25 protein-coding genes are annotated in these 25,794 nt (G+C 49.1%); 17 read left to right on the top strand and 8 right to left on the bottom strand.

Annotated elements, in window-relative coordinates; genetic code table 11:
- Nucleotides 1-103: 103 nt before the first annotated feature.
- The gene (locus AB4K05_RS07000; RefSeq protein ID WP_368479272.1) at nucleotides 104-472 is read right to left on the bottom strand and encodes a hypothetical protein; all 369 of its coding nucleotides are present in this window, start codon (nucleotides 470-472) and stop codon (nucleotides 104-106) included.
- Nucleotides 473-1,105: 633 nt separating this feature from the next.
- Between AB4K05_RS07000 and AB4K05_RS06995 the strand changes: the two genes are divergently transcribed.
- The 12 genes from AB4K05_RS06995 (at nucleotide 1,106) to AB4K05_RS06940 (ending at nucleotide 16,008) form a co-directional block, all read left to right on the top strand.
- Nucleotides 1,106-2,698, top strand: a complete 1,593-nt coding sequence (locus AB4K05_RS06995) for an arylsulfatase (RefSeq protein WP_368479271.1) — start codon at nucleotides 1,106-1,108, stop codon at nucleotides 2,696-2,698.
- Nucleotides 2,699-2,778: 80 nt separating this feature from the next.
- Entirely contained in the window at nucleotides 2,779-4,074 is a 1,296-nt protein-coding gene (locus AB4K05_RS06990) for an anaerobic sulfatase maturase (RefSeq protein WP_368479270.1), read from the top strand.
- On the top strand, nucleotides 4,071-5,075 hold the full coding sequence (locus AB4K05_RS06985) for an AAA family ATPase (protein ID WP_368479269.1): 1,005 nt from the start codon (nucleotides 4,071-4,073) through the stop codon (nucleotides 5,073-5,075). The genes AB4K05_RS06990 and AB4K05_RS06985 overlap by 4 nt, the downstream gene beginning before the upstream one ends.
- Entirely contained in the window at nucleotides 5,075-5,980 is a 906-nt protein-coding gene (locus AB4K05_RS06980) for a DUF58 domain-containing protein (RefSeq protein ID WP_368479268.1), read from the top strand. The genes AB4K05_RS06985 and AB4K05_RS06980 overlap by 1 nt, the downstream gene beginning before the upstream one ends.
- Nucleotides 5,981-6,421, top strand: coding sequence for a DUF4381 domain-containing protein (locus AB4K05_RS06975; RefSeq protein ID WP_368479267.1), 441 nt, complete (start codon nucleotides 5,981-5,983; stop codon nucleotides 6,419-6,421).
- Nucleotides 6,414-7,391 (top strand): VWA domain-containing protein, encoded by a 978-nt coding sequence (locus AB4K05_RS06970; protein ID WP_368479266.1) that lies wholly within the window; start codon nucleotides 6,414-6,416, stop codon nucleotides 7,389-7,391. The genes AB4K05_RS06975 and AB4K05_RS06970 overlap by 8 nt, the downstream gene beginning before the upstream one ends.
- A complete protein-coding gene (locus tag AB4K05_RS06965; protein WP_368479265.1) occupies nucleotides 7,388-8,902 on the top strand; it encodes a tetratricopeptide repeat protein in 1,515 nt (504 codons plus the stop codon). The genes AB4K05_RS06970 and AB4K05_RS06965 overlap by 4 nt, the downstream gene beginning before the upstream one ends.
- Nucleotides 8,899-9,912 carry an oxygen tolerance domain protein gene (locus tag AB4K05_RS06960; protein WP_368479264.1) on the top strand — a complete coding sequence of 338 codons (1,014 nt, stop codon included), beginning with the start codon at nucleotides 8,899-8,901 and terminating at the stop codon, nucleotides 9,910-9,912. Before AB4K05_RS06965 ends, AB4K05_RS06960 begins: the two co-directional genes overlap by 4 nt.
- A complete protein-coding gene (locus tag AB4K05_RS06955; RefSeq protein WP_368479263.1) occupies nucleotides 9,909-10,910 on the top strand; it encodes an HAD family hydrolase in 1,002 nt (333 codons plus the stop codon). Before AB4K05_RS06960 ends, AB4K05_RS06955 begins: the two co-directional genes overlap by 4 nt.
- A gap of 326 nt (nucleotides 10,911-11,236) precedes the next feature.
- Nucleotides 11,237-12,424 (top strand): OmpP1/FadL family transporter, encoded by a 1,188-nt coding sequence (locus tag AB4K05_RS06950; RefSeq protein ID WP_368479262.1) that lies wholly within the window; start codon nucleotides 11,237-11,239, stop codon nucleotides 12,422-12,424.
- 457 nt (nucleotides 12,425-12,881) lie between these two features.
- Nucleotides 12,882-14,858 (top strand): alkyl/aryl-sulfatase, encoded by a 1,977-nt coding sequence (locus AB4K05_RS06945; protein WP_368479261.1) that lies wholly within the window; start codon nucleotides 12,882-12,884, stop codon nucleotides 14,856-14,858.
- Nucleotides 14,859-15,138: 280 nt separating this feature from the next.
- Nucleotides 15,139-16,008 carry a hypothetical protein gene (locus tag AB4K05_RS06940; RefSeq protein WP_368479260.1) on the top strand — a complete coding sequence of 290 codons (870 nt, stop codon included), beginning with the start codon at nucleotides 15,139-15,141 and terminating at the stop codon, nucleotides 16,006-16,008.
- Between the two features lie 174 nt (nucleotides 16,009-16,182).
- On the opposite strand, the gene AB4K05_RS06935 is transcribed toward AB4K05_RS06940, so the two are convergent.
- From AB4K05_RS06935 to icd, 3 genes are all read right to left on the bottom strand, one after another.
- Nucleotides 16,183-16,407 carry a hypothetical protein gene (locus AB4K05_RS06935; protein WP_368479259.1) on the bottom strand — a complete coding sequence of 75 codons (225 nt, stop codon included), beginning with the start codon at nucleotides 16,405-16,407 and terminating at the stop codon, nucleotides 16,183-16,185.
- Nucleotides 16,408-16,580: 173 nt separating this feature from the next.
- Nucleotides 16,581-18,119 carry a diguanylate cyclase gene (locus AB4K05_RS06930; protein ID WP_368479258.1) on the bottom strand — a complete coding sequence of 513 codons (1,539 nt, stop codon included), beginning with the start codon at nucleotides 18,117-18,119 and terminating at the stop codon, nucleotides 16,581-16,583.
- A 301-nt stretch (nucleotides 18,120-18,420) separates the two neighbouring features.
- Nucleotides 18,421-19,671: an NADP-dependent isocitrate dehydrogenase gene (icd, locus tag AB4K05_RS06925; RefSeq protein ID WP_368479257.1), complete on the bottom strand. Its 1,251-nt coding sequence runs from the start codon at nucleotides 19,669-19,671 to the stop codon at nucleotides 18,421-18,423.
- Between the two features lie 215 nt (nucleotides 19,672-19,886).
- Here icd and rluE point away from each other — a divergent pair, with 215 nt between their 5' ends.
- Nucleotides 19,887-20,534, top strand: coding sequence for a 23S rRNA pseudouridine(2457) synthase RluE (gene rluE, locus AB4K05_RS06920; protein WP_368479256.1), 648 nt, complete (start codon nucleotides 19,887-19,889; stop codon nucleotides 20,532-20,534).
- Between the two features lie 43 nt (nucleotides 20,535-20,577).
- Here rluE and csgG read toward each other — a convergent pair whose 3' ends face one another.
- From csgG to csgD, 4 genes are read right to left on the bottom strand one after another with little or no spacing between them, the layout of a single operon-like run.
- A complete protein-coding gene (gene csgG, locus AB4K05_RS06915; RefSeq protein WP_368479255.1) occupies nucleotides 20,578-21,423 on the bottom strand; it encodes a curli production assembly/transport protein CsgG in 846 nt (281 codons plus the stop codon).
- 19 nt (nucleotides 21,424-21,442) lie between these two features.
- Nucleotides 21,443-21,859, bottom strand: coding sequence for a curli production assembly/transport protein CsgF (gene csgF, locus AB4K05_RS06910; protein ID WP_368479254.1), 417 nt, complete (start codon nucleotides 21,857-21,859; stop codon nucleotides 21,443-21,445).
- Between the two features lie 9 nt (nucleotides 21,860-21,868).
- A complete protein-coding gene (csgE, locus tag AB4K05_RS06905; protein WP_368479713.1) occupies nucleotides 21,869-22,261 on the bottom strand; it encodes a curli production assembly/transport protein CsgE in 393 nt (130 codons plus the stop codon).
- Nucleotides 22,261-22,911 carry a biofilm master transcriptional regulator CsgD gene (gene csgD / locus AB4K05_RS06900; RefSeq protein WP_368479253.1) on the bottom strand — a complete coding sequence of 217 codons (651 nt, stop codon included), beginning with the start codon at nucleotides 22,909-22,911 and terminating at the stop codon, nucleotides 22,261-22,263. Before csgD ends, csgE begins: the two co-directional genes overlap by 1 nt.
- 646 nt (nucleotides 22,912-23,557) lie before the next feature.
- Here csgD and AB4K05_RS06895 point away from each other — a divergent pair.
- The 4 genes from AB4K05_RS06895 to AB4K05_RS06880 all read left to right on the top strand — a co-directional run bounded on the left by AB4K05_RS06895 (nucleotide 23,558) and on the right by AB4K05_RS06880 (nucleotide 25,778).
- The gene (locus tag AB4K05_RS06895; protein ID WP_368479252.1) at nucleotides 23,558-24,115 is read left to right on the top strand and encodes a curlin; all 558 of its coding nucleotides are present in this window, start codon (nucleotides 23,558-23,560) and stop codon (nucleotides 24,113-24,115) included.
- A 43-nt stretch (nucleotides 24,116-24,158) separates the two neighbouring features.
- Complete coding sequence (locus AB4K05_RS06890) at nucleotides 24,159-24,869, top strand: hypothetical protein (RefSeq protein WP_368479251.1); 711 nt, start codon at nucleotides 24,159-24,161, stop codon at nucleotides 24,867-24,869.
- Nucleotides 24,870-24,930: 61 nt separating this feature from the next.
- The gene (csgC, locus tag AB4K05_RS06885) at nucleotides 24,931-25,260 is read left to right on the top strand and encodes a curli assembly chaperone CsgC (RefSeq protein ID WP_368479250.1); all 330 of its coding nucleotides are present in this window, start codon (nucleotides 24,931-24,933) and stop codon (nucleotides 25,258-25,260) included.
- Nucleotides 25,261-25,316: 56 nt separating this feature from the next.
- Nucleotides 25,317-25,778: an NUDIX domain-containing protein gene (locus AB4K05_RS06880; RefSeq protein WP_368479249.1), complete on the top strand. Its 462-nt coding sequence runs from the start codon at nucleotides 25,317-25,319 to the stop codon at nucleotides 25,776-25,778.
- Nucleotides 25,779-25,794: the final 16 nt, after the last annotated feature.

Here is a 25,794-nt window from a genome sequence, read left to right as displayed (position 1 = left end):
ACTGTGGCGGCTATCAGGCCTCACAGCAGTTTAGTTCATCCCGTGGTGATTCATTATACTTCTGACTTTAGCATTGCGCCGTAACCAGAACGCACCCAAACGCCTACTTGTCCTTGTCTAGCGAATGGAGAGCCATTTTGAGCACTTGATAGTTCTTCTTTAGTTCGCTATCAGGAGCATCCTCACCAACCTTTTGGAAAAAATCGCTTCTTGTTTGAGCCTCTGCATGTTCCCAGAACAAATCGCTGATGTTCTTTTCCAGTCTCAATCGGGTAAACGATTTTTGCGAGTTTTTACCATCCAAGACGGCTGATAGCGCATAGAAAAGAGAAATAAGAAACATAAAGACACAGAGGGAAACGACAAGGTTTAGACCGAGGAAATAATTCAATGCGAACGCCCCGCCGATCCCAACAAGAGACATGATAGAAGCGCTCCAAACGGACAATAAAACACTTCCTAAATGACCCATAACACCCTCTGGTTACTGTGATTTTGGCAGCAGCGATATCCTACGCTACAGCAAGCGAAGCCGATAGTATCTAGCCTTGAAATAATGCCACTCAACGTCAGTGCGTTTTAAACATGACCAATATCATTTCCTCAAAAGCTTAAGGGACAACCGTCAAGTTCGCAGCCTCCTTCTAGCACAGCGCGCCTGAAGAGGTCCGCGCTGAGCGGTGAGTTCAAGTGTCAATACGACGTTCCCCTTAATTAAGAATCGTACGTGTTATAAGTAGCGCGTAATAGATGACAAATATGATGAAACATTTAATTAATCGTTTTAGCATCAATACACCAATTTCCCTTGTGTATTTACGTTAAAGGAACACGACACTATCAATGGGAATTGCCACACAAAAGTTCTAGAAGATCGCAGCATCTTCAATTTATTAATAAACAATCTTTTCATTCATACCATCCTCTTATTGAACTAACCTGACATTCCGATTTGTAATACTTAATTCCAATTTCTAGCGCAGGCATTCTTTCATTAGGAATGTTTAACTTTTACGTTGAAGCCATTAATTTTACTTGTGAAATAAATGTAAGATGAAGTTTCCTGCCTATACTCAATCTGACATCCTAAAACTGGAGTTTTCCCATGCAAAAAAGTGTCCCTTTTAGAAGGACGATGATTGCCAGTGTGCTGACGTTAGCCGCTGGCGCGGTGTCCACTGTTCATGCTGCCCCTGCAACAACGAACGCAGCGGAAAATGCGCCAAAACAAGATTCATCAAAACCAAACATTGTCGTTATTTTTGGTGATGACATCGGCTACTGGAACCTGAGTACTTATAATCAGGGCACAATGGGCTATAAAACCCCGAATATAGATAGCATTGCTGCTGAAGGCGCCAAGTTTACATCTTATTACGCTGAGCAAAGCTCTACCGCAGGCCGCTCATCATTCATCACCGGGCAAATGCCATTCCGTACAGGCATGAGTAAAGTCGGAATGCCGGGGGCGCCTCAGGGTCTGCAAAAAGAAGATCCGACTATTGCGAACATCCTGAAGCAATTGGGCTACGCGACCGGTCAGTTTGGTAAAAACCACCTCGGCGATCGCGATGAATTCCTGCCTACGGCGCACGGTTTTGATGAGTTCATGGGGAACCTTTACCACCTGAACGCGGAAGAAGAGCCGGAGAACCCGGACTACCCGAAAGATCCAGCCTTCCGCAAAGAATTTGGCCCACGCGGCGTTATTAAGAGCACCGCCGACGGCAAAATTGAAGACACCGGCCCGCTTACCATTCAGCGTATGAAAACCGTGGACGAAGAAACTCTCGCGGCTAACAACGACTTTATGGAGCGCCAGGTTAAGGCCGGTAAGCCGTTCTTTACCTGGTTCAACACCACCCGTATGCACAACAAAACCCACCTAAAAGATGGGAGCATTGGCGCAACGGGCCTCGGAACCTACGCTGACGGCATGGTAGAACACGATAAGATGATTGGCGAAGTGCTGCAGAAGATTAAAGATCTCGGCATCGAAGACAACACCATCCTCGTTTATACCACCGATAACGGCCCGATGACGGCCACCTGGCCAGATGCTGGCGAAACGCCATTCCGCGGTGAGAAGAACACCGGCTGGGAAGGCGGTTTCCGCGTACCGGCGATGATTCGTTGGCCTGGTCACGTCAAACCAGGCACGATCATTGACGGCATTTATGGTAGCAACGACTGGTTCCCAACGCTGGTCGCCGCAGCCGGTGATGCAAACATTAAAACCGAGCTGTTAAAAGGCTACAAAACGCCATCCATTACTTACAAGGTGCACTTGGATGGCTACAACCAGCTCGACTACCTCCAGGGCAAAGGCCCGAATCAGCGTAAAGAGTTCTTCTACTGGAGCGATGACGGCGACCTGCTGGCCATGCGCTACGATCGTTGGAAGGTTCACTTTATGATTCAGGAGCATACCGGTCTGGATCTGTGGAAATATCCGTTCACCAAACTGCGTACACCGCTAATCTTCGACCTCGAAGCCGATCCGTTGGAAAAAGGCAGCGACGGTATGGGATACAACTCCTGGTTCTACGATCGCCTGTTCCTGATGGGTGGCGCGCAGAAATACGCGAAAGATATGCTGGAAACCTTTAAAGAGTTCCCACCACGTCAAAAACCGGGTTCGTTCACCATTTCCGATGCCTCGGCGATGCTGGAACAAGGCTCTAATATCAATAAATAACCAAAGCCTCCGGGCAGGCTGTTAATACGGCCTGCCCGTTTTGAAAGAGTAGTGACGTTTTTTTGTTAGGGGTCTGCTATATGAAGTACAGCACCACACTACCGGTTAAAGCGCTTCCGTCGGCGGAAAAATATGACGGCAAAGGACCAGAATACAAGCGCCGCTTTCATGTGATGGCCAAGCCTACCGGTTCGACCTGTAATCTTGACTGTTCTTACTGTTTTTATCTGCATAAAGAAGAGCTACTGCATCAGGACAGACATACCGGCATGAGTGACGAGGTACTGGAGAATTTTATTCGCCAGTATATTGACGGTCAGGACGGCGACCAGGTGGTCTTTTCCTGGCAAGGCGGCGAGCCCACACTGATGGGGCTGGAATTTTTCCAGAAGGTCGTCAAATTTCAGAAGCAGTATCAAAAGCCCGGCCAGCGCGTCGAAAACGACTTACAAACTAATGGCGTGTTGCTGAACGACAAATGGGCTGAATTTCTCAAAGAACATCAATTTCTGGTGGGCCTTTCGATTGATGGCCCACGAGAACTGCATGACCGCTATCGCGTTACCCGTAGCGGCAAACCGACCTTCGACAAAGTGATGGCGGGCGTTGAGGCCCTGAAGCGTCACGGCGTCCCTTTTAATGCGCTAGTCACGGTTAACCGTACTAACGCTCGCTTTCCGTTGGAGGTGTACCGATTCGTCACTCGCGAACTGGGCGCAACCTACGTGCAGTTTAACCCCTGCGTCGAGCCGGTTGATTTTAAGCAAACCGCACCGCAGTTCTGGCAGGATGACACCATCCCGCTTACCGGTAGCCGCCGCGCGCGACCTGGCGATCTCGACTCTATCGTCACCGACTGGTCGGTAGATCCTGAAGACTGGGGCAAGTTTCTGATCGCCGTGTTTGAAGAGTGGGTCAATACCGATCTGGGCCGTGTGCAGGTCAATTTATTCGAAACCGCAGTTGCCCAGACTATGGGCATGCCTGCACAGATTTGTACTCATTCGGAGTTCTGCGGTAAAGGGCTGGCGATTGAGAAAAATGGCGACATTTTTTCCTGCGATCACTATGTCTATCCGGAATACCAAATTGGCAATATTGAACACGCCCAACTTTCACATCTGGCCTTTTCCGAACGACAAAAAGCGTTTGGTATGGGAAAACGCGACACGCTGCCCAACTACTGCAAAACCTGCCCTTATCTCAAAATGTGCTGGGGGGAATGCCCAAAAAACCGCATTGCGCGCGCGCCGGACGGCGAGCTAGGGCTGAACTATCTTTGCCCGGGCATTAAAGCCTTTTTCAACTATGCCGAGCCAATTCTGGTGGGCATCACAACCTTAATCAAACGTGATTTTGCAGGGTTACGCCGATGATAAATCGAGAAAAGTTATTGCAACTTGAACAACGCATGAACGAGCAGGTTCTCGGTCAGGAAGAGCTGGTCCGCATGTTGATAGTCGCCCTGCTCTGTGACGGACACGTGTTATTGGAAGGTTTACCGGGCCTAGCGAAAACCCGCGCCGTGCGTGAACTTGCCCGTCACGTTGAGGGGGATTACCGCCGTATTCAGTTCACACCGGATCTTCTACCTTCTGACATCACCGGCAGCGAAATTTATCAGCAAAACGCAACCCGCGAAGAAGATCAGTTCCGCTTCCGCCCCGGCCCGGTGTTCGGCAATATCATTCTCGCCGATGAAATCAACCGCGCCTCGGCCCGCGTGCAGTCCGCACTGCTGGAAGCCATGGAAGAACGCCACGTCACTGTGGCGGGCAACAGTTGGCCTCTGCCTGGCGTTTTTATGGTCCTCGCCACGCAAAACCCGGTGGACCAGGAAGGGACCTGGCCGCTGCCTGAAGCCCAACTGGACCGTTTTTTGATGAAGGTACTGGTGCACTACCCGTCAAAAGAAAACGAACAGAAAGTCATGCAGCTAGTGCGCGCCGAGCAACAGCAAAAGTATCAACAGCTGACAAACGCCACATCTTCTATTCAAGATATGCCCGAGCCACTGATGCTAAGCCAACAGGAAATCGCCGAGTGCTGGCAGGCGATTTCCGCCGTCCACGTCTCCTCGACGGTCGAAAACTATATCGTCAACCTGGTGGATTTAAGCCGTCACCCACAGTCAGTGAGCGATACGCTGGCCGGTTATCTGACGTTTGGCATCAGCCCTCGCGGTACGCTGGCACTAGAGCGCTGCGGCCGGGCGCAGGCTTGGCTGGAAGGCCGGGATGCAGTGCTGCCTGAAGACATTAAAAAGATTGCACCGGCAGTGTTGCGCCATCGCCTGATGCTTAGCTACCAAGCCAGCGCCGATAACTGCACCCCGGACGATGCGGTGCGGATGCTGCTTGATGCCGTGGTGGCGTAATGAGTAGCGCCGTTCGCATTGACCTGGATACGCTGCTGAAACTCGCCGCGGATGCGCGAGCCATCAATAATCCACCGGGTCAAATCCCTCCGGGCGCGCTTGGCGGTGAACGAACATCGCGCCAGCAGGGCCGCGGGCTGAATTTTGACAGCCTACGCCGCTATCAGCCCGGTGACGACGTCCGCTTGATCGACTGGCAAGCCACTGCCCGTATGCGCACTCCGTGGATCCGCCTGTATAACGAAGAAAAAGAGCGCCCCGTGTTTCTGCTCGTTGACCAGCGAAGAGACATGTTCTTTTCAACGCGGGTACAGACAAAATCTGTTGCCGCCGCCAAAACCGCCGGGCTGCTGGCTTGGCGCAGCTGGCACGACGGCGATCGTTTAGGTGGCATCGTCTTTGGCGATCGGGACTTTTCCCTGCACAAATGCCGCGCGCCAAAAAGCACGCTCCCCGCTTTTCTCGACGATTTAGTGCAGTACAACCATGCCGCGGCAGACAACTACCCTCATGAGGCCCCCCATTCGCTTTCGCTGGCGGATATCTTGCGCCATAGCCTGCCGTTGATTCCCACCGGTTGCTGGGTCGCGTTAATCAGCGACTTTCATGATCTGGATAACGAGAGCGATGCGCTGCTAGCGGCGCTTCGCCGCCGAGGGGAAGTGAGCGCATTCGTCATGCTCGACGATCTGCATTTACGCCTGCCCGCACACGGACGGCTGGCCGCCCGCTATGAGGGGCAAGAAGCAGCATTCTCGCTCTCGTCGGCGCTACAAGACGACATCAAACAGAGCATCACCGCACGACTTTCAGCACAGGCGTCGCGCCTCACGCGACTTGGCGTCCAAGTAAAGCAGATAGTCGTCGCCGGAGATCTGCTCAGACAGCTACAAAAAGGGGTTTAGATGCTGGAGAAAGGATTTACGGTGCCCGAACTGGCGGAACCGGTTCTCCCTGAATCGCCGTCATGGTTTCCCCTGCCACCGGGATGGTTTGTTCTCGGCGGCATCATACTCGTCGCGCTACTGATTTTTCTCATCATTCGTATCGCCAGATGGCGGCGTAATCTGTGGCGGCGCCAGGCCCTAATAGCCCTCAATCATCCACAAACGGTAGATAGCTGGCTGCTGCTGATGAAACGCATTTTGCTGGTGCACCAGCCACGTGAACAGGTGAGCGGTTCGCTGGACCCAGCCCAATGGCTGCGGAACGTACCGTTGGATAACGCGTTGCGCGAGAATCTTTGCGAACGCTACTGCCAACCAGAAAACCAGCTCAGTGATGCCGATACCGCGCGGCTGCGTATGCAGCTTCGCGTCTGGCTTAAAGGATTGCCCCATGTCTGAATACTTCTCACGTCTGGCATTCGCTTGGCCGTGGGCCTGGGCGTTGCTCATCCTACCGCTGGTTGGCCGCTTTGTGATGGCCAAAGAGCATTCGCTGAAAGAGTATGTCCGGGTTCCTTTTTTGCCCGGGCTAATTAATGAACTCCAGCTCAATAGCCAGCCCGCTCGTGGCGGAAAGCTGTCAACGGGCCTGTTCTGGCTGGTCTGGGCACTGCTGGTCTGCGCCCTCACCCGCCCAGAATTGCTAACCCCGCCACAGCATATTGAAAAACCGATGCGCAATATCATGCTCATTCTCGACGTTTCTGGCTCCATGGAGAAAAACGACGTCGCGGGCGGCATCACGCGCCTGCAGGCAGTGCAGGCCTCTGTTAAAAAATTCGTCGCGGCCCGCAAATCCGATCGCATCGGCCTTGTTATCTTTGCCAACAGTGCCTGGCCCTTCGCGCCGGTCAGTGAAGATAAACAGGCGCTGGAAACCCGCATTAATCAGCTTGCACCGGGCATGGCAGGACAACAGACGGCAATTGGCGACGCGCTGGGCGTGACGGTGAAGCTGTTAGATTCCAGCGGCGATAATGATGCCAGCAAACTCGCCATTCTTCTGACTGATGGTAATGACACCGCGTCACAACTGACGCCGCGCCTCGCCGCGCAGCTGGCGGCCAGTCATCACGTACAGGTTCACACCATTGCTTTTGGCGACGTTAACAGCGGCGGCGATGACAAAGTGGATTTAGGTCTTTTACAAGATATTGCCCATATCACCGGTGGACATGCATGGACAGCCGAGAACAGCGGCGCGTCGTTGGATGCTGTCTGGCAAGAGATTGACGCCATTACGCCAGTACAGGTGAAAAGCATCGGCTGGTCATGGCGTATACCGCTATTTGCCTGGCCGCTTGCCGCTGCGCTAATCGTACTTCTGGCTTTTAATCTGTATCGCGCATTCAGGGAGAGATTGGCATGAGTGATTTCCACTTTTTATACCCCTGGCGTTTGCTGCTACTCATCCCCGCCATCGCACTATGGTGGTTGCCGTCTGCCGGTCGTAGCGCCTGGTCGCGAATTATGGATAAGCCGCTGGCGAAAGCACTGATCGTCGGGCAACAGCGTAAACTCACCCGGGTATTGCCATGGCTGGCAATGCTTAGCGTCCTCGCGCTAGCAGGCCCAAGCTGGCAGCGTCAGCTTCCCGCAGCCCTAACGCCGGAAAGCAACGTCATGGTGATTTTGCAGCAGGATACCGCAATGTTCGCCAGTGACCTGCCACCCAGCCGACATCAACGGATGCAGACCAAAATCATGTCGCTCATGGAGCGCATGCCGGGAACCCGTTTTGGCCTAGTGGTCTATAGCGGCGGGGCTTGGTTGACGACCCCGCTGACCGTCGACACGGCGTTTTACTCGTTATTCCTGCATGCGCAAACGCCTGCATTATTGCCGTCTGGCGAAGGCTCTGGGCTTCAACATGCGGTCTCTCTGGCAATGCACAATATGCCCACCGCGCCGCGCAGCATAATCTTAGTCGCCGATAACCTCAGTCCAGATGATGCCAGATGGCTTGGCGAACAAAAAACGCCATTGCAAATCTGGGTGCCTGGAACCGCTCAGGGGGGCGCGCTGCCCGATAAATATGCCGCCAGCGGTACCGATACACGACTGAACGTTTCGCGCTTTGAGCAGGTACGTAACGATGGGATCCCGGTCACGCTGGTGACCACCGATGAGGATGATCTGCCCGTGGTACAAAGCCACATCCAGCAAAGCGTCACCGCGCAGAACAATGCGCGTAGCGATTTACACTGGCGTAATGACGGCTGGATGTTGGCTATCCCACTGCTCGCTATGTTGCTCCTCTGGCGTCGGCAGCTTTTTTGTTGGGTCTTAGTCGCGCCGCTTTTACTCTGGCAACCTTCCGGGCACGCCGCCTGGCTGGACGCTTGGATAACCCCGGATGTACAAGGGCAGCGCGCGTTTTCCGCAGGGGATTATGCCCGCGCAGCTCAGCATTTTAGTGATCCACTCCGACAAGGTATCGCATGGTATCGGGCAGGTAATTATCCCGCAGCTACCGCTGCGTTCCGCCAGGCACAACAAACCCCGGAAACGCTACTCTGGACGGGCAATACCTATGCCCAGCAAAAACAGTGGCAGCAGGCGCTAAACAGCTATGACCGTGCGTTAAGCCTGCGGCCGGATTGGAAGCTGGCGCAGGGCAACCGCGCGAAAATAGCCGCGATCATCATGCAACTACGACAAAAGGAGCGTGAGAACAAATCTGCGCAGGGTGAAGAAGAAGATTACAAACCCGATGAAATTAAGCATGACCTGAAACCCCACCAGGGCACGGAGCAAAAAGATATTCAACCCATTACCGGAGCGAATCCGCAGGTGAATCAGTGGTACGAAAATCTGGCGGTTTCACCTTCGACGCTGCTGGAAAGTCTCTACCGCACCCAGTCAGGAGAAGACCAATGAAGCTTATCTGGTTATTACTGCTGGCGGTGCTTCCCTGCCAGGCGGCAATGACGGTCGCCCGTGAATTGATTGCTCCTGAACATGTTGTCCCGGGCCAACCGGTGCGGGTAGCGGTGACGTTCTGGACAGATTCTTGGTTTAACCCGCCGCCGCAGTGGCCCGATTTCCCAGTGGAAAATGGCGATATGCTGACCAGCGCACCACCAAATCAGCTGTTGACCCGACATGAGGGCGGCACCAGTTGGAGCGGCGTACGTATGGAGCGTCAGCTTACTGCTTGGGATCAGGGCAAGCTGCGTTTACCCGCTTTCGAAATGACATTAACCGGCTCTGGACAGGCGCCCATCACGGTCAAGATGCCGGCAGTTGATACGCAGGTTAACTGGCCACAAGGTGTTGAGCAGCCGGACCGCTTCCTGCCCGCATCCAGCTTCTCGTTAAGCCAGAAGGTGAATATCTACCGCAGTGGTAAAGATAAAACACTGCGCGCTGGTGATGTTATCGAACGCATCGTCACCGCTCGTGCCACCGATGTGATGCCCGCACAGATCCCACCGCTGCTGTATGCCATCAACGGCACGCATACCCAGCGCCTGACACCAGAGAACCGTCTCGTGACCTCTGGGCGCGGCGATATTGAAGGCGCAGAACGCGTGGAAACCCTCCGCTATTTGCCGGTTGTTGCCGGTGAAGTCACGCTACCACCGATTAAATTGCGCTGGTGGGATACCACCTTGCAGCAATGGCAAACTGCTGAACTACCCGGCAGCACTTACACGGTTGCGCCTTCTCGCACGGCCGGCGCTGAATCCGCATTAAAAGGCAGCCGCGATACATTGACCTGGCTAAACGCACTGCTGCTGGCAGGCGGCGTCGCGTTACTCGTGTTGATGTTTATTTTCCGCCGCACCTTACTACGTAGCGCGCGTTTTTTATCTCACCGCTGGCACCGATTCTGGCAGCCGCTTTCGCTACCGGGACAAACCCCGGATAACAGGAGTTCACGATGAAGCGTACATTAATCGCACTGACTTTATGCGCCCTCTGCGGCACCGCCGCGGCAGAGCCACTATCAGCATGGAACGATACGGCAGCCAAACACGCCATCGAAGAATGGGTACAAAACACCACTAATCCAGACAGCTCAGCGTTTATTCCCGCCGAAAAACGCTTCGTCGTATTTGATAATGACGGCACCCTGTGGCCGGAAGCGCCGCTGACGTTTCAGATTCAGTTCGCGCTGGATGAGATCAAACGTCTGGCCCCGCAAAATCCGAAGTGGTCAAGCGACGCGCTGGTGCAGGCCGTGTTGAAGAATGATATCAAAACCGTCGCCGCTTCTGGCGAAAAAGGGCTTATGCACCTGTTGTCGCTTACGCACAGCGGTATGGCAACTGATGACTTTAATCAGCGCGTCTCCAACTGGGTTTCTTCGCATAAAGACCCGCGTTTTGGCTGCCAGTACGATCAGATGGGATATCAGCCGATGCGACAGCTACTGGATTATCTACGGGAAAACGGCTTCAAAACCTGGATTGTCTCCGGCGGGGGTATCGATTTTATGCGCGTACTGTCGCAAAAGATGTACGGCATTCCGCCTGAACAGGTAATCGGTTCGTTCTCGCTTAGCGAATTTGCGTTATCCGGCGATGGAACAAAAATCACCAAGACGATGTCTGGGGCTTTCAATGACGATGCGGCCAACAAACCCGTGGCAATCCATCTTTTCATGGGCCAGCGTCCTGTTGCCGCATTTGGCAATAGTGATGGCGATCTCGCCATGTTGCAGTACACGGCGGCTAATCCTAACGCCAAAACCTTCGGACTACTGGTCCATCATACGGATGCCGCACGTGAATATGCCTATGACAGCCATCCACCAGCCAGCGGGAAACTGGTTGAAGGATTAACGCAGGCGAAAGTGCACGGCTGGACCGTCGTCGATATGAAACAGGACTGGAAGACCATATTTGACCCAGCACAGTGCATGACCAAACCGGGACCATAGAATTTTTTATGCTTACACCTGAGAAATTAATCAGGGCCATCATGTCGAATTGAAATGCGTTTATTCAGCATACAAGTGGGCTGATTGATTGCTTTAAAGAAGTCAGATCATAACAATTTTTTTCTTCAGGCTTACTTATCGACAGTTCGTATTGTTCGGCTTAATGGGCTACTCATATCAACACTTATTAATCCTGTATCCCTATTTTTAAGCACTTAGCTCCCCCGTTCTGAAAAGCAGTTCTATAGTTTTGTAGGATGCACATTGATGTCAGCCTTTCGCACAAACATTACGATTAATCACTCCTACTTGTTGAAGGTAATGGAATGAACAAAAATATAATTCTTGGCTCTGGGTTGCTTTTTTCGTCTTTAAGTCACGCTAGCGCTCTCTATTTTTATGAGATCGCCACAGAAGATACTGCACTGGCTGGTGCAGGTCAGGCCGCTCGGGCTCAAGATGCTTCTACACTATTAACCAATCCGGCCGGTATGACTCGTTTACCCGATCACATGATTACCGGAGGTTTGCAGGCAATGGGTGGAGATATACCCTATTCGCTCGATGATAAATCAGGCGGACGCCAGAGCCCCGGCAATGTGATGAAGCTTTTTCCCAATGCCAGCATGTTTTATACACAGCGACTCAGTGACACGGTTTCCGCCGGTTTGGGGTTGTACGGCAACTACGGGCTTGGCATTGATTTTGGCAATTGGGCTGGCGACCGCCTTATCAAAAAAAGCACCATGGTCGCCATGACTCTCAGCCCAGGCATTGCTTGGAAATTGAGTGATAAAATCTCTATCGGCGCCGCAACCGGACTGAACTATGGTTTTCTGTCACTGACCCGCAATGTCGATGGCAACGACGAGAAACAAAGCGACCATGACTGGGCAATGAATTATCGCCTGGGTCTGTTGATGGATTTAACCGACCAGACGCGGGCGGGGATTAGCTGGACCAGTAAAACTGACTACCACTTTAATATTGACGGCAAAGCTCGGTTCCCTAATCTGCCGAACGTGGAATATAACCTGCCGATCGCCGCCCAAGTGCGCGCCCCCCAGCAGATAATGATGAGTCTGGTACATGATATAAGTAAGCAATGGTCAATAATGGGTGACCTTGGCTGGCAGGACTGGAGTCAGTTTGGGAGCCCACAGATTTCTGTTAAAGGACACTCAAGTGACCGAAATAACCGCCTGAAGGATACCTGGCATACGGCTATCGGCGCGCAGTACCGACCTGATGAACAATGGCGAATTAACGCCGGTGTCGCTTTTGACAGTACGCCATATCAATCTCAAAGCGATGTATCACTATCATTACCGACAGGCGACGAATGGCGTTTTGCGACCGGGGCTCAATATCAGATAAGCTCCGCCAGCAATATTGGCTTTGCCGTCGAGTATCTTCATATGCAGTCCTCTAAAGTTCAATCGCCGGTATTTGGCGGGAAATATGACAATCCATGGTTATGGTTTGCTAGCGTAAATTATAGCTATCAGTTCTAATGCTAGGACTTCCCACTAAAATCCCCCTTCCTCTAAGGCGTCTCTCTAATATGTTATTCATAGGAGAGACTGCTTTCGTTTTATATTTTTCGAAACACATTAAGGTTTATTGATAGTTACCGAAATCATTCACTTTTACTGAATCAATATTGGAATACACTCATTAATCACGAACATTAAGAAGCTTTACTGGGTAGTCAATTATTTCTATTTTGTCAAACCTCACGACAACACCTAAAAAAACAAAAACCCAATATATTCAACACTATAAATACGACCACCACATTGTAAATGTTAAAAAAATAATTTTAATGTCAATTTAAGTTATGCTTTAGTGTTGTAGTATTGCTAAATGTAAAAAAGAGGTTAATGTATAAATATCAATGTCTACAAAGAACTTGCAGGCATTACTGAGGAGTTTTCGGATTTATTTGTCACTACCTAAACGAGGGTCACAATGAAACTAAAGCTTATTGTCAAAAGCCTAGCGCTGGCGGGGCTAATGACAACCGTCATCCTTCCGGCTTATGCAGATATATCGCCAAAGGACGCAACGGACGCCACTAAAAAGGCCAATGACGCCCTTTATAATCAGCTGCCTTTTTCTGACAATACTGACTTCACTAATGCCCACAAAGGTTTTATTGCTGCGCTACCTGCTGAGGTTATCAAAGGTGAGCAGGGAAACGTGGTCTGGGACCCACAGCAGTATGCATTTATTAAAGAAGGTGAAAAATCACCTGCCAGCGTTAACCCGAGCCTGTGGCGTCAATCCCAGCTAATTAATATCAGTGGTCTGTTTGAAGTCACTGATGGCGTCTATCAGATCCGCAACCTTGACCTCTCCAACATGACCATTATTGAGGGCAAAGAGGGCATTACCGTTGTTGACCCGCTGGTTTCTGCCGAAACAGCCAAAGTGGGCATGGATCTCTATTACAAAAATCGCGGTAAAAAACCAGTTGTCGCGGTTATTTATACCCACAGCCACGTTGACCACTATGGCGGCGTTCGCGGCGTCATTGATGAAGCTGATGTGAAATCGGGCAAAGTGAAGGTTTACGCACCATCAGGCTTTATGGAAGCCGCCGTGGCGGAAAACATCATGGCCGGTAACGTCATGAGCCGTCGTGCCAGCTACATGTACGGCAACCTGTTGAAGCCTGATGCAAAAGGCCAGGTTGGTGCCGGCCTTGGTACCACAACTTCAGCCGGTACCGTAACGCTTATCGCCCCAACGAACATCATTGAAAAAGATGGCCAGAAAGAAGTGATCGATGGCCTGACCTATGACTTCATGCTGGCGCCGGGTTCCGAAGCTCCGTCTGAAATGCTGTGGTTTATCGAAGAGAAAAAACTCATCGAAGCCGCTGAGGACGTGACACATACCCTGCACAACACTTACTCGCTGCGCGGTGCCAAGATCCGCGAGCCATTGCCATGGTCTAAGTACATCAACGAAGCCATCGTTCGCTGGGGTGATAAAGCTGAGATTATTATGGCTCAGCACCACTGGCCGACTTGGGGCAACGAAAATGTGGTTAACCTGCTGAAAAGCCAGCGTGACCTCTATCGTTACATCAACGACCAGACGCTGCGTATGGCAAACCAGGGTCTAACCCGTGATGAAATCGCGGCTGAATTTAAGCTTCCTGACAGTCTTGCGCACACCTGGGCTAACCGCGGCTACTACGGCTCTGTCAGCCATGACGTAAAAGCAACCTACGTATTGTACCTCGGCTGGTTCGATGGCAACCCGGCAACCCTTGACGAACTGCCGCCTGAAGAGGCTGCGAAAAAGTTCGTTGATTACATGGGCGGCGCGGATGCCATCATGAAGAAAGCCAAAGAGGACTATGATCAGGGCAACTATCGCTGGGTCGCTCAGGTGGTCAGCAAGATTGTCTTTGCGGATCCGAAAAACCAAGAAGCCCGTAATCTGGAAGCCGATGCGTTGGAGCAACTGGGTTATCAGGCGGAGTCTGGCCCATGGCGTAACTTCTACCTGACCGGTGCGCAGGAATTGCGTAATGGCGTACTGAAGGGGCCAACCCCGAACACTGCAAGCCCGGATACCGTTCGTGCAATGACCCCGGAAATGTTCTTCGATTATCTGGCGGTACACATCAACGGACAGAAAGCAGGTAAAGCTAAAGCTGTATTTAACATTGATCTTGGTAACGACGGCGGTAAATACAAGCTCGAGCTGGAAAATGGCGTCCTAAACCACACGGCTAACGCGGAAGCCAAAGATGCCGATGCCACCATTACGCTGGACCGCGCAACGCTGAACAAAATCATCCTGAAAGAGGAAACCCTAAAACAGGCTGAAGATAAAGGCGAAGTTAAAGTTAGCGGTAACGGTGCTAAGCTCGATGAGATGCTGGGATACATGGACAAATTTGAATTCTGGTTCAATATTGTCACACCATAATATCTCTTGTGTTAAAAAGCTGCCTGCGGGCAGCTTTTTATTATCAACTTTATAACGTAATCCAGAATTAAACATTTTCTTTATTTCTTATTAGAAGCCTGATGCTAATATTACGTGCACTAATCAATCCCATACGTTCTATAAAACGTACACTATGACTTAACAGCAGCCTTTTTTCGTTCGCGTGCCAACATTATTTTTTGGTTGGTTAATTTAAACTTAGCACCTCCCCACTAAATCATCATGATGTGCTACCCCAAAACAAATAAAGGAGGTGCTCATGTTTTTTGAATCATTTTCTTCAAAAATAAAAAACAAATTGTGGGCTTACTTTTTGCCCTCTTTCATATCAAAGAGCAAAGCCAGCAATGAGCCATACAACTATTATGGTGTTTACTTTTCTGATGCAAAACAGGAGAAGTACATACTTTCTGACAGGATTGGGAACAATGTTATCCTCGAAAAGTGGAACAAAGAGATAAAATCCTATTCCGCGACAGAATCATTTTCCATCGCCGATCTTGAAATGATGAATGTCCAAATAGTGCATTGGGTAAAAAATGGGCCTTTAAGATTTGATTCCATATTGAATTTTTCATTAAACCATTTCACTCGAATTGCCTATATCAAAAACAGTGTATCCAGAGCCAAGAACGGAATATCATCAAAATTTCATAACAATGATGAGATGATAGGTTTAGATCGAGTTAATTTATTGCACATGCTAATTAATGAATATGTTCAACAATCACCAGATAAGACTCACACTGGTGTCACATGTGATGAAATCATTAACATGATTTATGGTAACCTTTGGCACAACCACATAAAAAACGAGGATTTTAGAAGGAAAACACTTTTACTCTTGCAATCATTTATTATTACTGGTGATGTTAAATATCGGGATGATCGATATTACGTCCAGGGACAAGCCATTGCCACTATTCTGTCTTGGCAGTCAGAAGCGAAAAAAGAGAAGCAACAATCGAGGACGCAGAAAAACATCAGTCGCTTAATGTTAATCATTACAGCATCAACGCTCATAATAACATTGGCGATTCTGGCTCAAGCAGGGATTGTTAACTTACATAGCTTATGGGGACATATTAAAGAGTTAGGTCCTTTTCGCTTACTATTCAAACTAATATGATCGTAAGTACTTTTAACTCATTGTCCTAAATCAGCATCATTTCTTGGGTGTTAGATTTCCCACTTTTTGTAACCCAGTACTATCGTTAAACCGGCTCAGACTCCTCCCCTGCACCGTTACCTAGACTAGAGAAGCGCTAAAAAAGTGAATGCCGCCCGTAGGCGGCAAGAGGATTTACTCGCTGATTTCCAACGCATCCTGGATGGCATCAGCCAGTGCGGCAACTTCCTGAGAAACGTTGCGCAGGTCCATCTGGGAGCGGATCCCCGAGTTTGCAGTAGAGGCAGAAACGGACGCTTTAGAGATTTCCAAAGCAGCCTGCACGGCCAGCAGACGTTTGCGATTTTCAGCAGCATCGGCACCGGTGGCGCCGTCGAGATCGAAGTACCCTTCTAACATTGTAATCTCCTTGTGTTTACCTCATTAGTTTAGGGTGATAGCTGTGAGCAAGCTATCAAAATCGACGTTATTATTGCTACGGCCCTACGACTTTCGTGAGGCCGCCCCTCAATAATTGCCGATCCGCGTCAGAATCGAGCGTTATCGGCAACGCGTCGACTCTCTGACATTATCTAGCTGACTGTTGTTTCTTGAGGTGCGCTAATAATGACTTTATTCCTACCGGATCGTTTCGCCTCGTACAGCGCCAGATCAGCTTTACGCAAGACAGCATACACATCATTTTCATTATCGCTAAACCCAGCAACGCCTAAGGAGATTGTAACCTTATCGGCATAGGGGAAATGCGCATGTTCAATACCTTCTCTAATATGTTCAGCTAAAGTGCTGGCATCCGACATATCGGTATAAGGCAATAAAACAACGAACTCTTCACCACCAAACCGGCAAATAACATGCCCACTCAAGCAAAGCTCACGTAACTTATCACTGAATGCAACAAGCACCGCATCACCGCCATCATGACCATATTTGTCATTTATTTTTTTAAAATGATCAATGTCAATGGCTATGACGCAATGCTCATCAGATTGACGATACTGTTTCAGCGACGAACTGAACCCTTTACGGTTATACAACTTGGTAAGCGGGTCTTTCATCGCTTCATCACTCAGAACGCTCACCCGCCGTGCCATAATCTGCAAGTGCAAACTGAGCGCATCCTTAAGACGTTCGGCTTCTTTATACCAGACCTTGATATTGGATAGTTTCTTGATGGTTGACTCACCGTCTTCCGCACGAGTGCATTCTGCCAGTTTTTCCAGCGGCGTTGAAATTCTGGTCGCGAAAACGGTAACGGCGGTAATCGTTAACACAATAATCGCGAGGGTAAACCAAAACGCATTAACCACCGTTTCTAGTAAAATCCTAGAAACGCCTTCAGATGCCCCTGAAATGATGATTTTCCAATCGGCCTGCTGCAGGCTTGCATATCCGATAAGGCTACCACCACTCTTACTGTCGCCAAAGAAATGCCCACTCTGCTTTTTGAGAATTTCTGCATAATAGTCAGGAACTGATTTTAGGTTAGTACCAATAAGCTTAGGGTCACTATTAAAAATAATCTTACCGTTATCATTGATGACACTAACATCTGTTCCCTTCTCATAAAAATGCATACTTAGAATATCGCTAAGCATACTTTCTTTCTGAAGGTAGATAGTCCCACCGATATATCCGATATAATTCCCAGAAGAGCTAAAGAGTGGCTGTGAAATAAAGACAACATAATTTCCCGCCGCTGAAACAAACGGTTCTGATATGTAACTTTTTTTCGCTTCGATGGCCTGAACGCTTGCCTTAGAATGCAGTTTTAAGCCAACAAGATTGAGACTCTCAGGGGAGGCGGCAGCTATAATGGCATCAGAGTTAACGATAACCACTGAGTTAAAAAATCCAGATTGCAAGCGGAGTCGCTCGGCTTCACTCTTCAACTGCTCAATATTATTCAGGTTTTTTATTTGTTCAGCGCTGTAAGCAAGTTCTCGTTGCGCAGTAACAAGGTATCGGTCCGTGGTATCGGCCAATTTGCGGGCATAAGCAAGATTGTTATCAAGTAAACGATCTTCAATATTTCCCTTCTGAAAGAGGGTCAATGCACTCAGCAGAAGCATAGAGGTAAACAGAATTCCGCCGACGGACAGCATCAACATAAGAGTGCGTAAGTGAAATTTAGTCCTGAGCATAAATCTTCACGCTTACTAAAAAATCCTTCATTTTCAACCGTTCCTAAAGTCTAGCTTCAAGCAGCTTATGCATGCCATCCAACTTCTTAACACATTAAGACCAACTAATACCACGCCAATATATAATATTTTTACATGTATAACGAAAGCATAGTTTCTATCGGCCATCTTGCAGTCTTTCAATAATCTATTTTAGTAACTATTCGAATTCTAATAATAAAAAACGGGAACCAACCGGCTCCCGTTTATTGTTAACCCAATATCTGGATTACATGTTCGCGATAATCGCGTCACCAAACTCTGAACATTTCAGCAGTTTAGCGCCTTCCATCAGACGTTCGAAGTCATAGGTTACGGTCTTAGCTTCGATAGCGCCTTCCATACCTTTAACAATCAGGTCTGCCGCTTCGAACCATTCCATATGACGCAGCATCATCTCTGCGGACAGAATGATAGAGCCTGGGTTCACTTTGTCCTGACCAGCATACTTCGGCGCAGTACCGTGAGTCGCTTCGAACAGTGCGCATTCGTCACCGATGTTCGCGCCAGGGGCGATACCAATACCACCAACCTGTGCTGCCAAGGCGTCAGAGATGTAGTCGCCGTTCAGGTTCATACAGGCGATAACGTCATATTCAGCCGGACGCAGCAGGATCTGCTGCAGGAACGCATCGGCGATCACATCTTTAACGATGATATCTTTACCGGTGTTCGGGTTCTTAATTTTCAGCCACGGGCCGCCATCGATCAGCTCGCCACCGAACTCTTCACGCGCTAACTGGTAACCCCAGTCTTTGAACGCGCCTTCGGTGAACTTCATGATGTTGCCTTTGTGAACCAGAGTCAGAGAGTCACGGTCGTTGGTGATCGCATATTCAATCGCCGCACGAACCAGACGTTTAGTCCCTTCTTCGGAGCACGGCTTAATGCCGATACCGCAATGTTCAGGGAAGCGAATTTTCTTCACGCCCATCTCTTCACGCAGGAATTTAATCACTTTCTCAGCGTCAGCGGAGTCAGCTTTCCATTCGATACCTGCGTAGATGTCTTCTGAGTTTTCACGGAAAATAACCATGTCGGTCAGTTCAGGGTGTTTCACCGGGCTTGGGGTGCCTTGGTAGTAACGAACTGGACGCAGACAAACGTACAGATCCAGCTCCTGACGCAGCGCAACGTTCAAAGAACGAATACCGCCGCCAACTGGCGTAGTCAGAGGACCTTTGATTGCAACGCGGTAGTCGCGAATGAGATCCAGCGTTTCTGCTGGCAGCCAGACGTCTTGGCCGTATACTTGAGTGGATTTTTCCCCGGTGTAAATTTCCATCCAAGAAATTTTACGCTCGCCTTTGTAGGCTTTCTCAACAGCGGCATTCACAACTTTGATCATCGGTGGGGTGACATCAATACCGATGCCGTCGCCTTCAATGAATGGGATAATCGGATTGTGCGGCACGTTCAGCTTGCCGTCTTTCAGGGTGATTTTTTGACCTTCCGCCGGAACAACTACTTTGCTTTCCATTCACCTCTCCTTCGAGCGCTACTGGTGTGCTCGTCATCCTTTACGCCACAGGTTCTTGCCGCTACTACGCCCACTCCATCGAGTCTGGAGATGCACTGTCTTACCGTCTTCCTGCAACACAAAGAGTTAGAGCATTTTTGTTAATGTTTTGTAATAAGCCTGTCAATACTACCTGATTGTTTGGCGCCATGAAAGACTCTCGTTATTAGGCTATAATGCGCGAATCTATAAAGCCTGAAAATACTATGATTAAGACTTCATTTAGAAAAAACCAGCTTGAGCGATTCAGCTCACGACAAGCAACCAAACAACGCAAAGATAACCAACCAAAACGCGTTATCTTGTTTAATAAACCCTATGATGTTTTGCCGCAATTTACCGATGAAGCCGGTCGCAGCACGCTAAAAGATTTTATTCCCGTGCAGAATGTATACGCCGCAGGGCGACTTGATCGGGATAGCGAAGGCCTGTTGGTGTTAACCAATGATGGCGTGTTGCAGGCAAAGCTCACGCAACCGGGCAAACGCACCGGGAAAATATACTACGTGCAGGTTGAAGGAGAACCCAGCGCAGAGGCGATGGATGCGCTGCGTAACGGTATAACGCTTAATGATGGTCCCACGCTGCCCGCCGGTATTGAACGCGTGGCGGAACCGGAATGGCTTTGGCCGCGTAATCCGCCCATTCGCGAGCGCAAATCTATTCCAACGGCTTGGCTTAAGGTGACGCTGTACGAAGGTCGCAATCGCCAAGTCCGCCGCATGACTGCGCACGTTGGCTACCCCACCCTGCGTTTGATTCGCTACGCGATGGGCGACTATACGCTGGACAATCTGAAAAACGGTGAATGGCGTGATGCATAAATAAACGCGGAGATTGCCTCTCCGCGTTTATTTACCTCATCGATTACGAGATGTCCGGAACAATAAGGCTCTTATATTTCTCCAATATCGGTGAGTTCGCATCCGATGGATTCTGCAGCTGCCACAGGTTACGGCTGAGTCCATCATTCACCAGATAAATCACCCCGGTTTCGATAGCCGACATCAAACAGAGCATCACCGGCTCGTTCACCGTGTAGCCAACTTCGCCTTCCAGTAAACGTTGATAGTCAATATAGCGGAATACCCCAGCCTGGAACTCGTAGGACAGAATCGTTTTACTGGTGTTAACCGAGGACAAAACCTCACCGGTGCTGACGTTAACCACACGTAGGTTTACCGCTATTTGATCGAGCTGATATTCCGTGCTGGCGCCAATGCCAAAGTAGCGCGCGCCTGCCCCACCGGATTTCACGTTGCTTTCATAGCCAATAATCGACCCTTCGATAAGAATATTGGCGGCCACCAGAGAAGGAAGCTGCCCGCGGTTGTTATCTGAAACCGTGCCATTTTCCTGAGCTGCGCGAATAATTTTTCGTTCATTTAACAAGTTTTGCAGCCCCTGGCGCTCCAGCGGAGTAAACCAGTTTGAATCTTTTAAGGCTGATACCAGCATTGCCGTGGCGCTTTGCGGAACTGACGTTGAGAAGTTACTGGCCGGATAGGGTTTAAACTGCCCGGTCTCATCCTGGATGTTATAAACCGAAACGAACAATTTTCCTTTCGGCGCAGGGAGGTGAGTTAAGTCCTGATAGCTCTGCGACCGAGGCAAAAGCGTCGGTTTGGCTGCCTGTTGAGGGGGAGAGGTAATGCAGCCCGTGAGCATAAACAGGCTAACAAAAATGGCCACTATGCCGGTTATATTTTTCATGTCCGTTTCTCGCCACTGATTAATTTGTTGAAATGCTGCTCAGGCCACTGACCTGAATGGTGGACGATTTCCCTGTGGCGCGGTCGAGAATATTCATCATCAACTGTCCATCGGTATTGGTGATATCAACAATAAAATCTTTGGTCACCAGACGTCCCGGTTTACCGGTGGAAATGTTGCCCATTAAGCTTCCGAGCAATTGTGATTGAATAGCCGATGTAAAGTTGTCGAGCGCTGAGGTGGGCGTTGCGCCACTCCCCCAGTCGTAAGCATCGGGATCTTTATATGAGTTTTGCGCATTTGCTTCCGAAAGCAGAAATGCACCGTTATTCGGATTGCCGCCAAAATTAGGGTTAACGAACTGGAAAGTCATATTTCCAGCTTGGGCTGTGGTAGATAGAAAACCAATGCCAAGAATCAAAGAAAGCACTTTCATCGTACACTCCTAGAACTCATCGCTGGTTAAGTCGCCGGTATTTAATAACGCTTTGTTAATTGCACGCTTTTGTAACTCCTCATAGACCGAGGCCAGTGCGATATTAACTTGTTTATTAAAGTCATTTTTACTGGGGAATAAGAACGTTTGGAACAATAAATCTTGGTCAATTTTGATTGTTATCCAACTGCCCCACCGGGCACTGGGTCGTTCATTAATCGTAATTGAACCAGGATATTCTTCCTCCCAGTGATCGGTAAACGCCCGATAGAAATCATGGCCAACGCGAGTGATCGTATTATCCGTCACTAACCCTGGTACTTCTATTTCCGCTGAATAACTGGCATTCGAAGCCAGCAGCATCATAAATGATGCTATTACTATCTTCGGATATTTCATAATTATCGTCTAAGGTTGTCATTTGCCCAAGTAACAGCTTGGGTCCTGTTTTTTACAGAAATCTTACGGAATAAATTATATAAATGTGTTTTCACTGTATTTTCGCTAATAAATAGCAAGCGAGCTATTTCAATATTTGATGCTCCCATTCGGAGCTTATTGAGAATGTCTTTTTCTCTTTGCGTCAGGCCACTGGTATCGTCATGATAACGATAGCTACCGGACTGATTAATGAGATAACTGGTAAGATCGTGTGGAAAATGGCAACCACCAATCCGTACGTTGCGGATACCTTCAATTAAACTATGTTGATCAACGGATAGGTAAAATACTGCGCTGATCCCAGGCCAGCTTTCTACTTCATGAAACTGATAGTCTTCCGGCATATTGATCAATAAAACCTTGACCTTATCACGCAGGCGCCTCAGCTCGCTTTGCCACAACATCGTTCTTTTTTTATCTGATTCACTTAAGTCAAAAAGCACCAAAATACGTTCTGCATTAACGTGTTCCAGCATTTTTTGGATATTTTGTATTTTTACATTTATTGCTAAAGATGTTTTGAGCTGATGTACCAGCGCTGTCGCCTGCAATGACGGTCTGGTTATTAACAACAGAATGTCACTATTCCCCGCTTCTATTTCTTTCGGCATTATAAGACTCCATCCCGTTTGCTGCTCGGAACGCGACTCTTTCTGATGGACACGAAAAATACCAAGAAAGAGTCGCGGTCCTGTGTAGTTGCTGATTAATAAGTATGACAATAAAGGTATGAAGGCACGATTAGTGCGCTTGATTCCTAAGTGCTGCAATACTGTTCAATCTAGACATTGCCATTTTTATCGCAAGGGGCATTTATGTTTCAAAATGTAACATGAAAGTATCAGTATATTTCAGCGTACTTTTTATTACTCTCTGTTTTTTATGAAGAATTAACCAGAAACAGTTTTTATTGATTTAGATATGAATGGCGTATTTACTGCTGATTCTTATCAGAGTATGTCAATCCCAAGCCATCTTAATGGCGTCTGTAAATTTTTTATTCCACCACAAGCCCCATGAAATGGATGCTTTCGCTCACGTGTAAACTAATTAATACAAAAAAAGGGTATTTACATAGCCGCCTAACAAAAATCCCGTACATGGGGCGCACCATCTCGCCTCTCACCCCTTATTTTCATACTTTATGTTGAGAGGCGATTTTAAAATACAACATCCAGGTGAAAAACACCTTTATGCCTCTCAGACATACTCAATCCATAAATCAGATTCATGCCATAGCTGTTAATTGGTTATAGCTTGGCTGATTTAACTCCTGACTTTAACCGTCGGTTAAATCTAGGTGCGACTATGAAAAGATGTTTTTTAATATTATCAATGTTGGGATTCTCGTGTTTTGCAACTGCGGGAGGTGATTTAGCGGGCTCTGAATTCTCAGGTCTCAATAAATTAAATCAAAGCTACGATATGATTGCAATTACTGGTCAACAGGGCAATGGTAATACTGCGTCCATTAATCAGTCCGGTAACCATATTTACGGCTCAATATCCCAAGTTGGTGGGCAAAACTACGCGGCATTAAGTCAAAATGGCTTTAATAATCGCGCAGATATAGCCCAGTACGGTAATGGCAATAATGCCACGGTTAACCAAACGGGGATGAATAACTCCGCCACATTAGTACAGGTGGGTACGGGTAACCAATCGGATATAAATCAAACTGGTTTTGAGAACTCTGCAGAAATTGTCAGTAGAGGCAAGGGCAATCTCACGCAGATTAATCAAACGGGCACAAACCGCGGTGCGGCTGTTGTGCAAAACTCGGCAGGAATGGCAATTCGTATTACCCAAAATTAGCGTTTTAACTGACTGACCAATCTCTAAACCTATGGGGTATCACATGAAAAAGTGGAATATTGTTATTTTGTCTACAGTGTTAGCGTCCGGTACGGCGATGGCAGGGTACGGTCCGGGCTCCAATCCTAATCCCAATCCAACCCCCTCGACCGGCGTGAGCATTCCTCATGCAAACTTCAACGCCCCAACCAGCCCGGTGCTTCCGGTCAGCGGAAAATGGGATGGCGTGGTCCATATCTACCAATCAGGCAACAATAACAGTTCTTACGCCGCGCAGAACTCTGCGACCAAATCCACTGTCGATGTCCACCAGCAAGGGGACTGGAACAAATCAACCGTTAACCAGTCAACCTCGCAAAGCGCAGTGGTCATTAACCAACAAGGCACGGGTAACCAGTCTTACGCCGCGCAATCTGGCTCCGGTAACTCAATTGGCGTAGGCCAACTGGGCACAGGGCACTCCTCTACTGCGATTCAGGGTGGGACAAGCAACGCCATTAACGTGTCGCAAAATGGTGGCAGCTACAACAGTTCCTATATCGATCAGAAAGGCAAAAACAGTTCTGTTGATGTGACCCAAGTTGATTACCGCAACAGCTCGACCGTGAATCAGAATGCGGAAGGCTCGATGGTGGTGATTGCACAAAGCGGCTCCTACAACAGCAGCTATGTTGATCAAACCCGAAATAACAACCTTGCTTACGTTCAGCAAGGCGGCGGTTCCGGCAACAGTTCAACGGTTATCCAGCACTAATCTGACCGTTCAGCCGGATGACTTTTCATCCGGCTGATTTGCATTCTAAACGAGGCCCCGCATGCATATTCTTCTCATCGCTGCCGCGCTCAGCAATCAACTGTGGTTTGAAGCCCAGCCGCAGGCCGACTCGCTGGTTATCACCCCTATGGCCACGCTCGCCGCCGACTGCGACTGCCAGCTCACCATTAATGTTGTCCATCAGGGACAGTCCGGCACCAGCAACAGTAGCCAAAGCGGTAGCGTCAAACTTAAAGGACAGCAGCCCCAGGCGCTCGCCAATATGCGTCTTGAAATTCCACAGGGTGAGTGGGCGCAAATTACCGTGACTCTCAGCAACAGCAGCGGCGTGATTGTCCAGCAAAGCTGGAGTTCTCCAACGCGGGTTTGATTTCTCCCTCTCCTTCTTTATATCCTTATCGTCTACTCACCAGATAAGGATGCCGCATGTTCAAACCACACGTCACCGTCGCCTGCGTAGTTCACGCCAAAGGCAAATTTTTGGTCGTTGAAGAAACCATCAATGGCAAAGCGCTTTGGAACCAGCCAGCAGGCCATTTAGAGGCGGATGAAACGCTCGTGCAGGCCGCGGAACGCGAGCTGTGGGAAGAAACCGGCATTCGGGCCACGCCACAGCATTTTATCCGAATGCATCAGTGGATTGCCCCGGACAAAACGCCGTTCTTGCGCTTTTTATTCGTCATTGAGCTAAACGAAATGTGCGCTACCGAGCCGCATGATAGCGATATAGACCGCTGCCTGTGGGTGAGCGCTGAAGAGATCTTACAGGCCGGCAATCTGCGCTCGGCGCTGGTTGCCGAGAGCATCCGTTGCTATCAGCAAGAGGCCCGCTACCCGCTGTCATTGCTGGGTGAATTTAACTGGCCGTTTACAGAGGGTGTCAAGTAAAAGGCTGCGTGATAGA

The organism is Kluyvera sp. STS39-E, assembly GCF_040932435.1.
Lineage (GTDB): Bacteria > Pseudomonadota > Gammaproteobacteria > Enterobacterales > Enterobacteriaceae > Kluyvera.
Note: the sequence above shows the minus strand (reverse complement) of the source record. Positions and strands in the feature narration are given on the sequence as shown.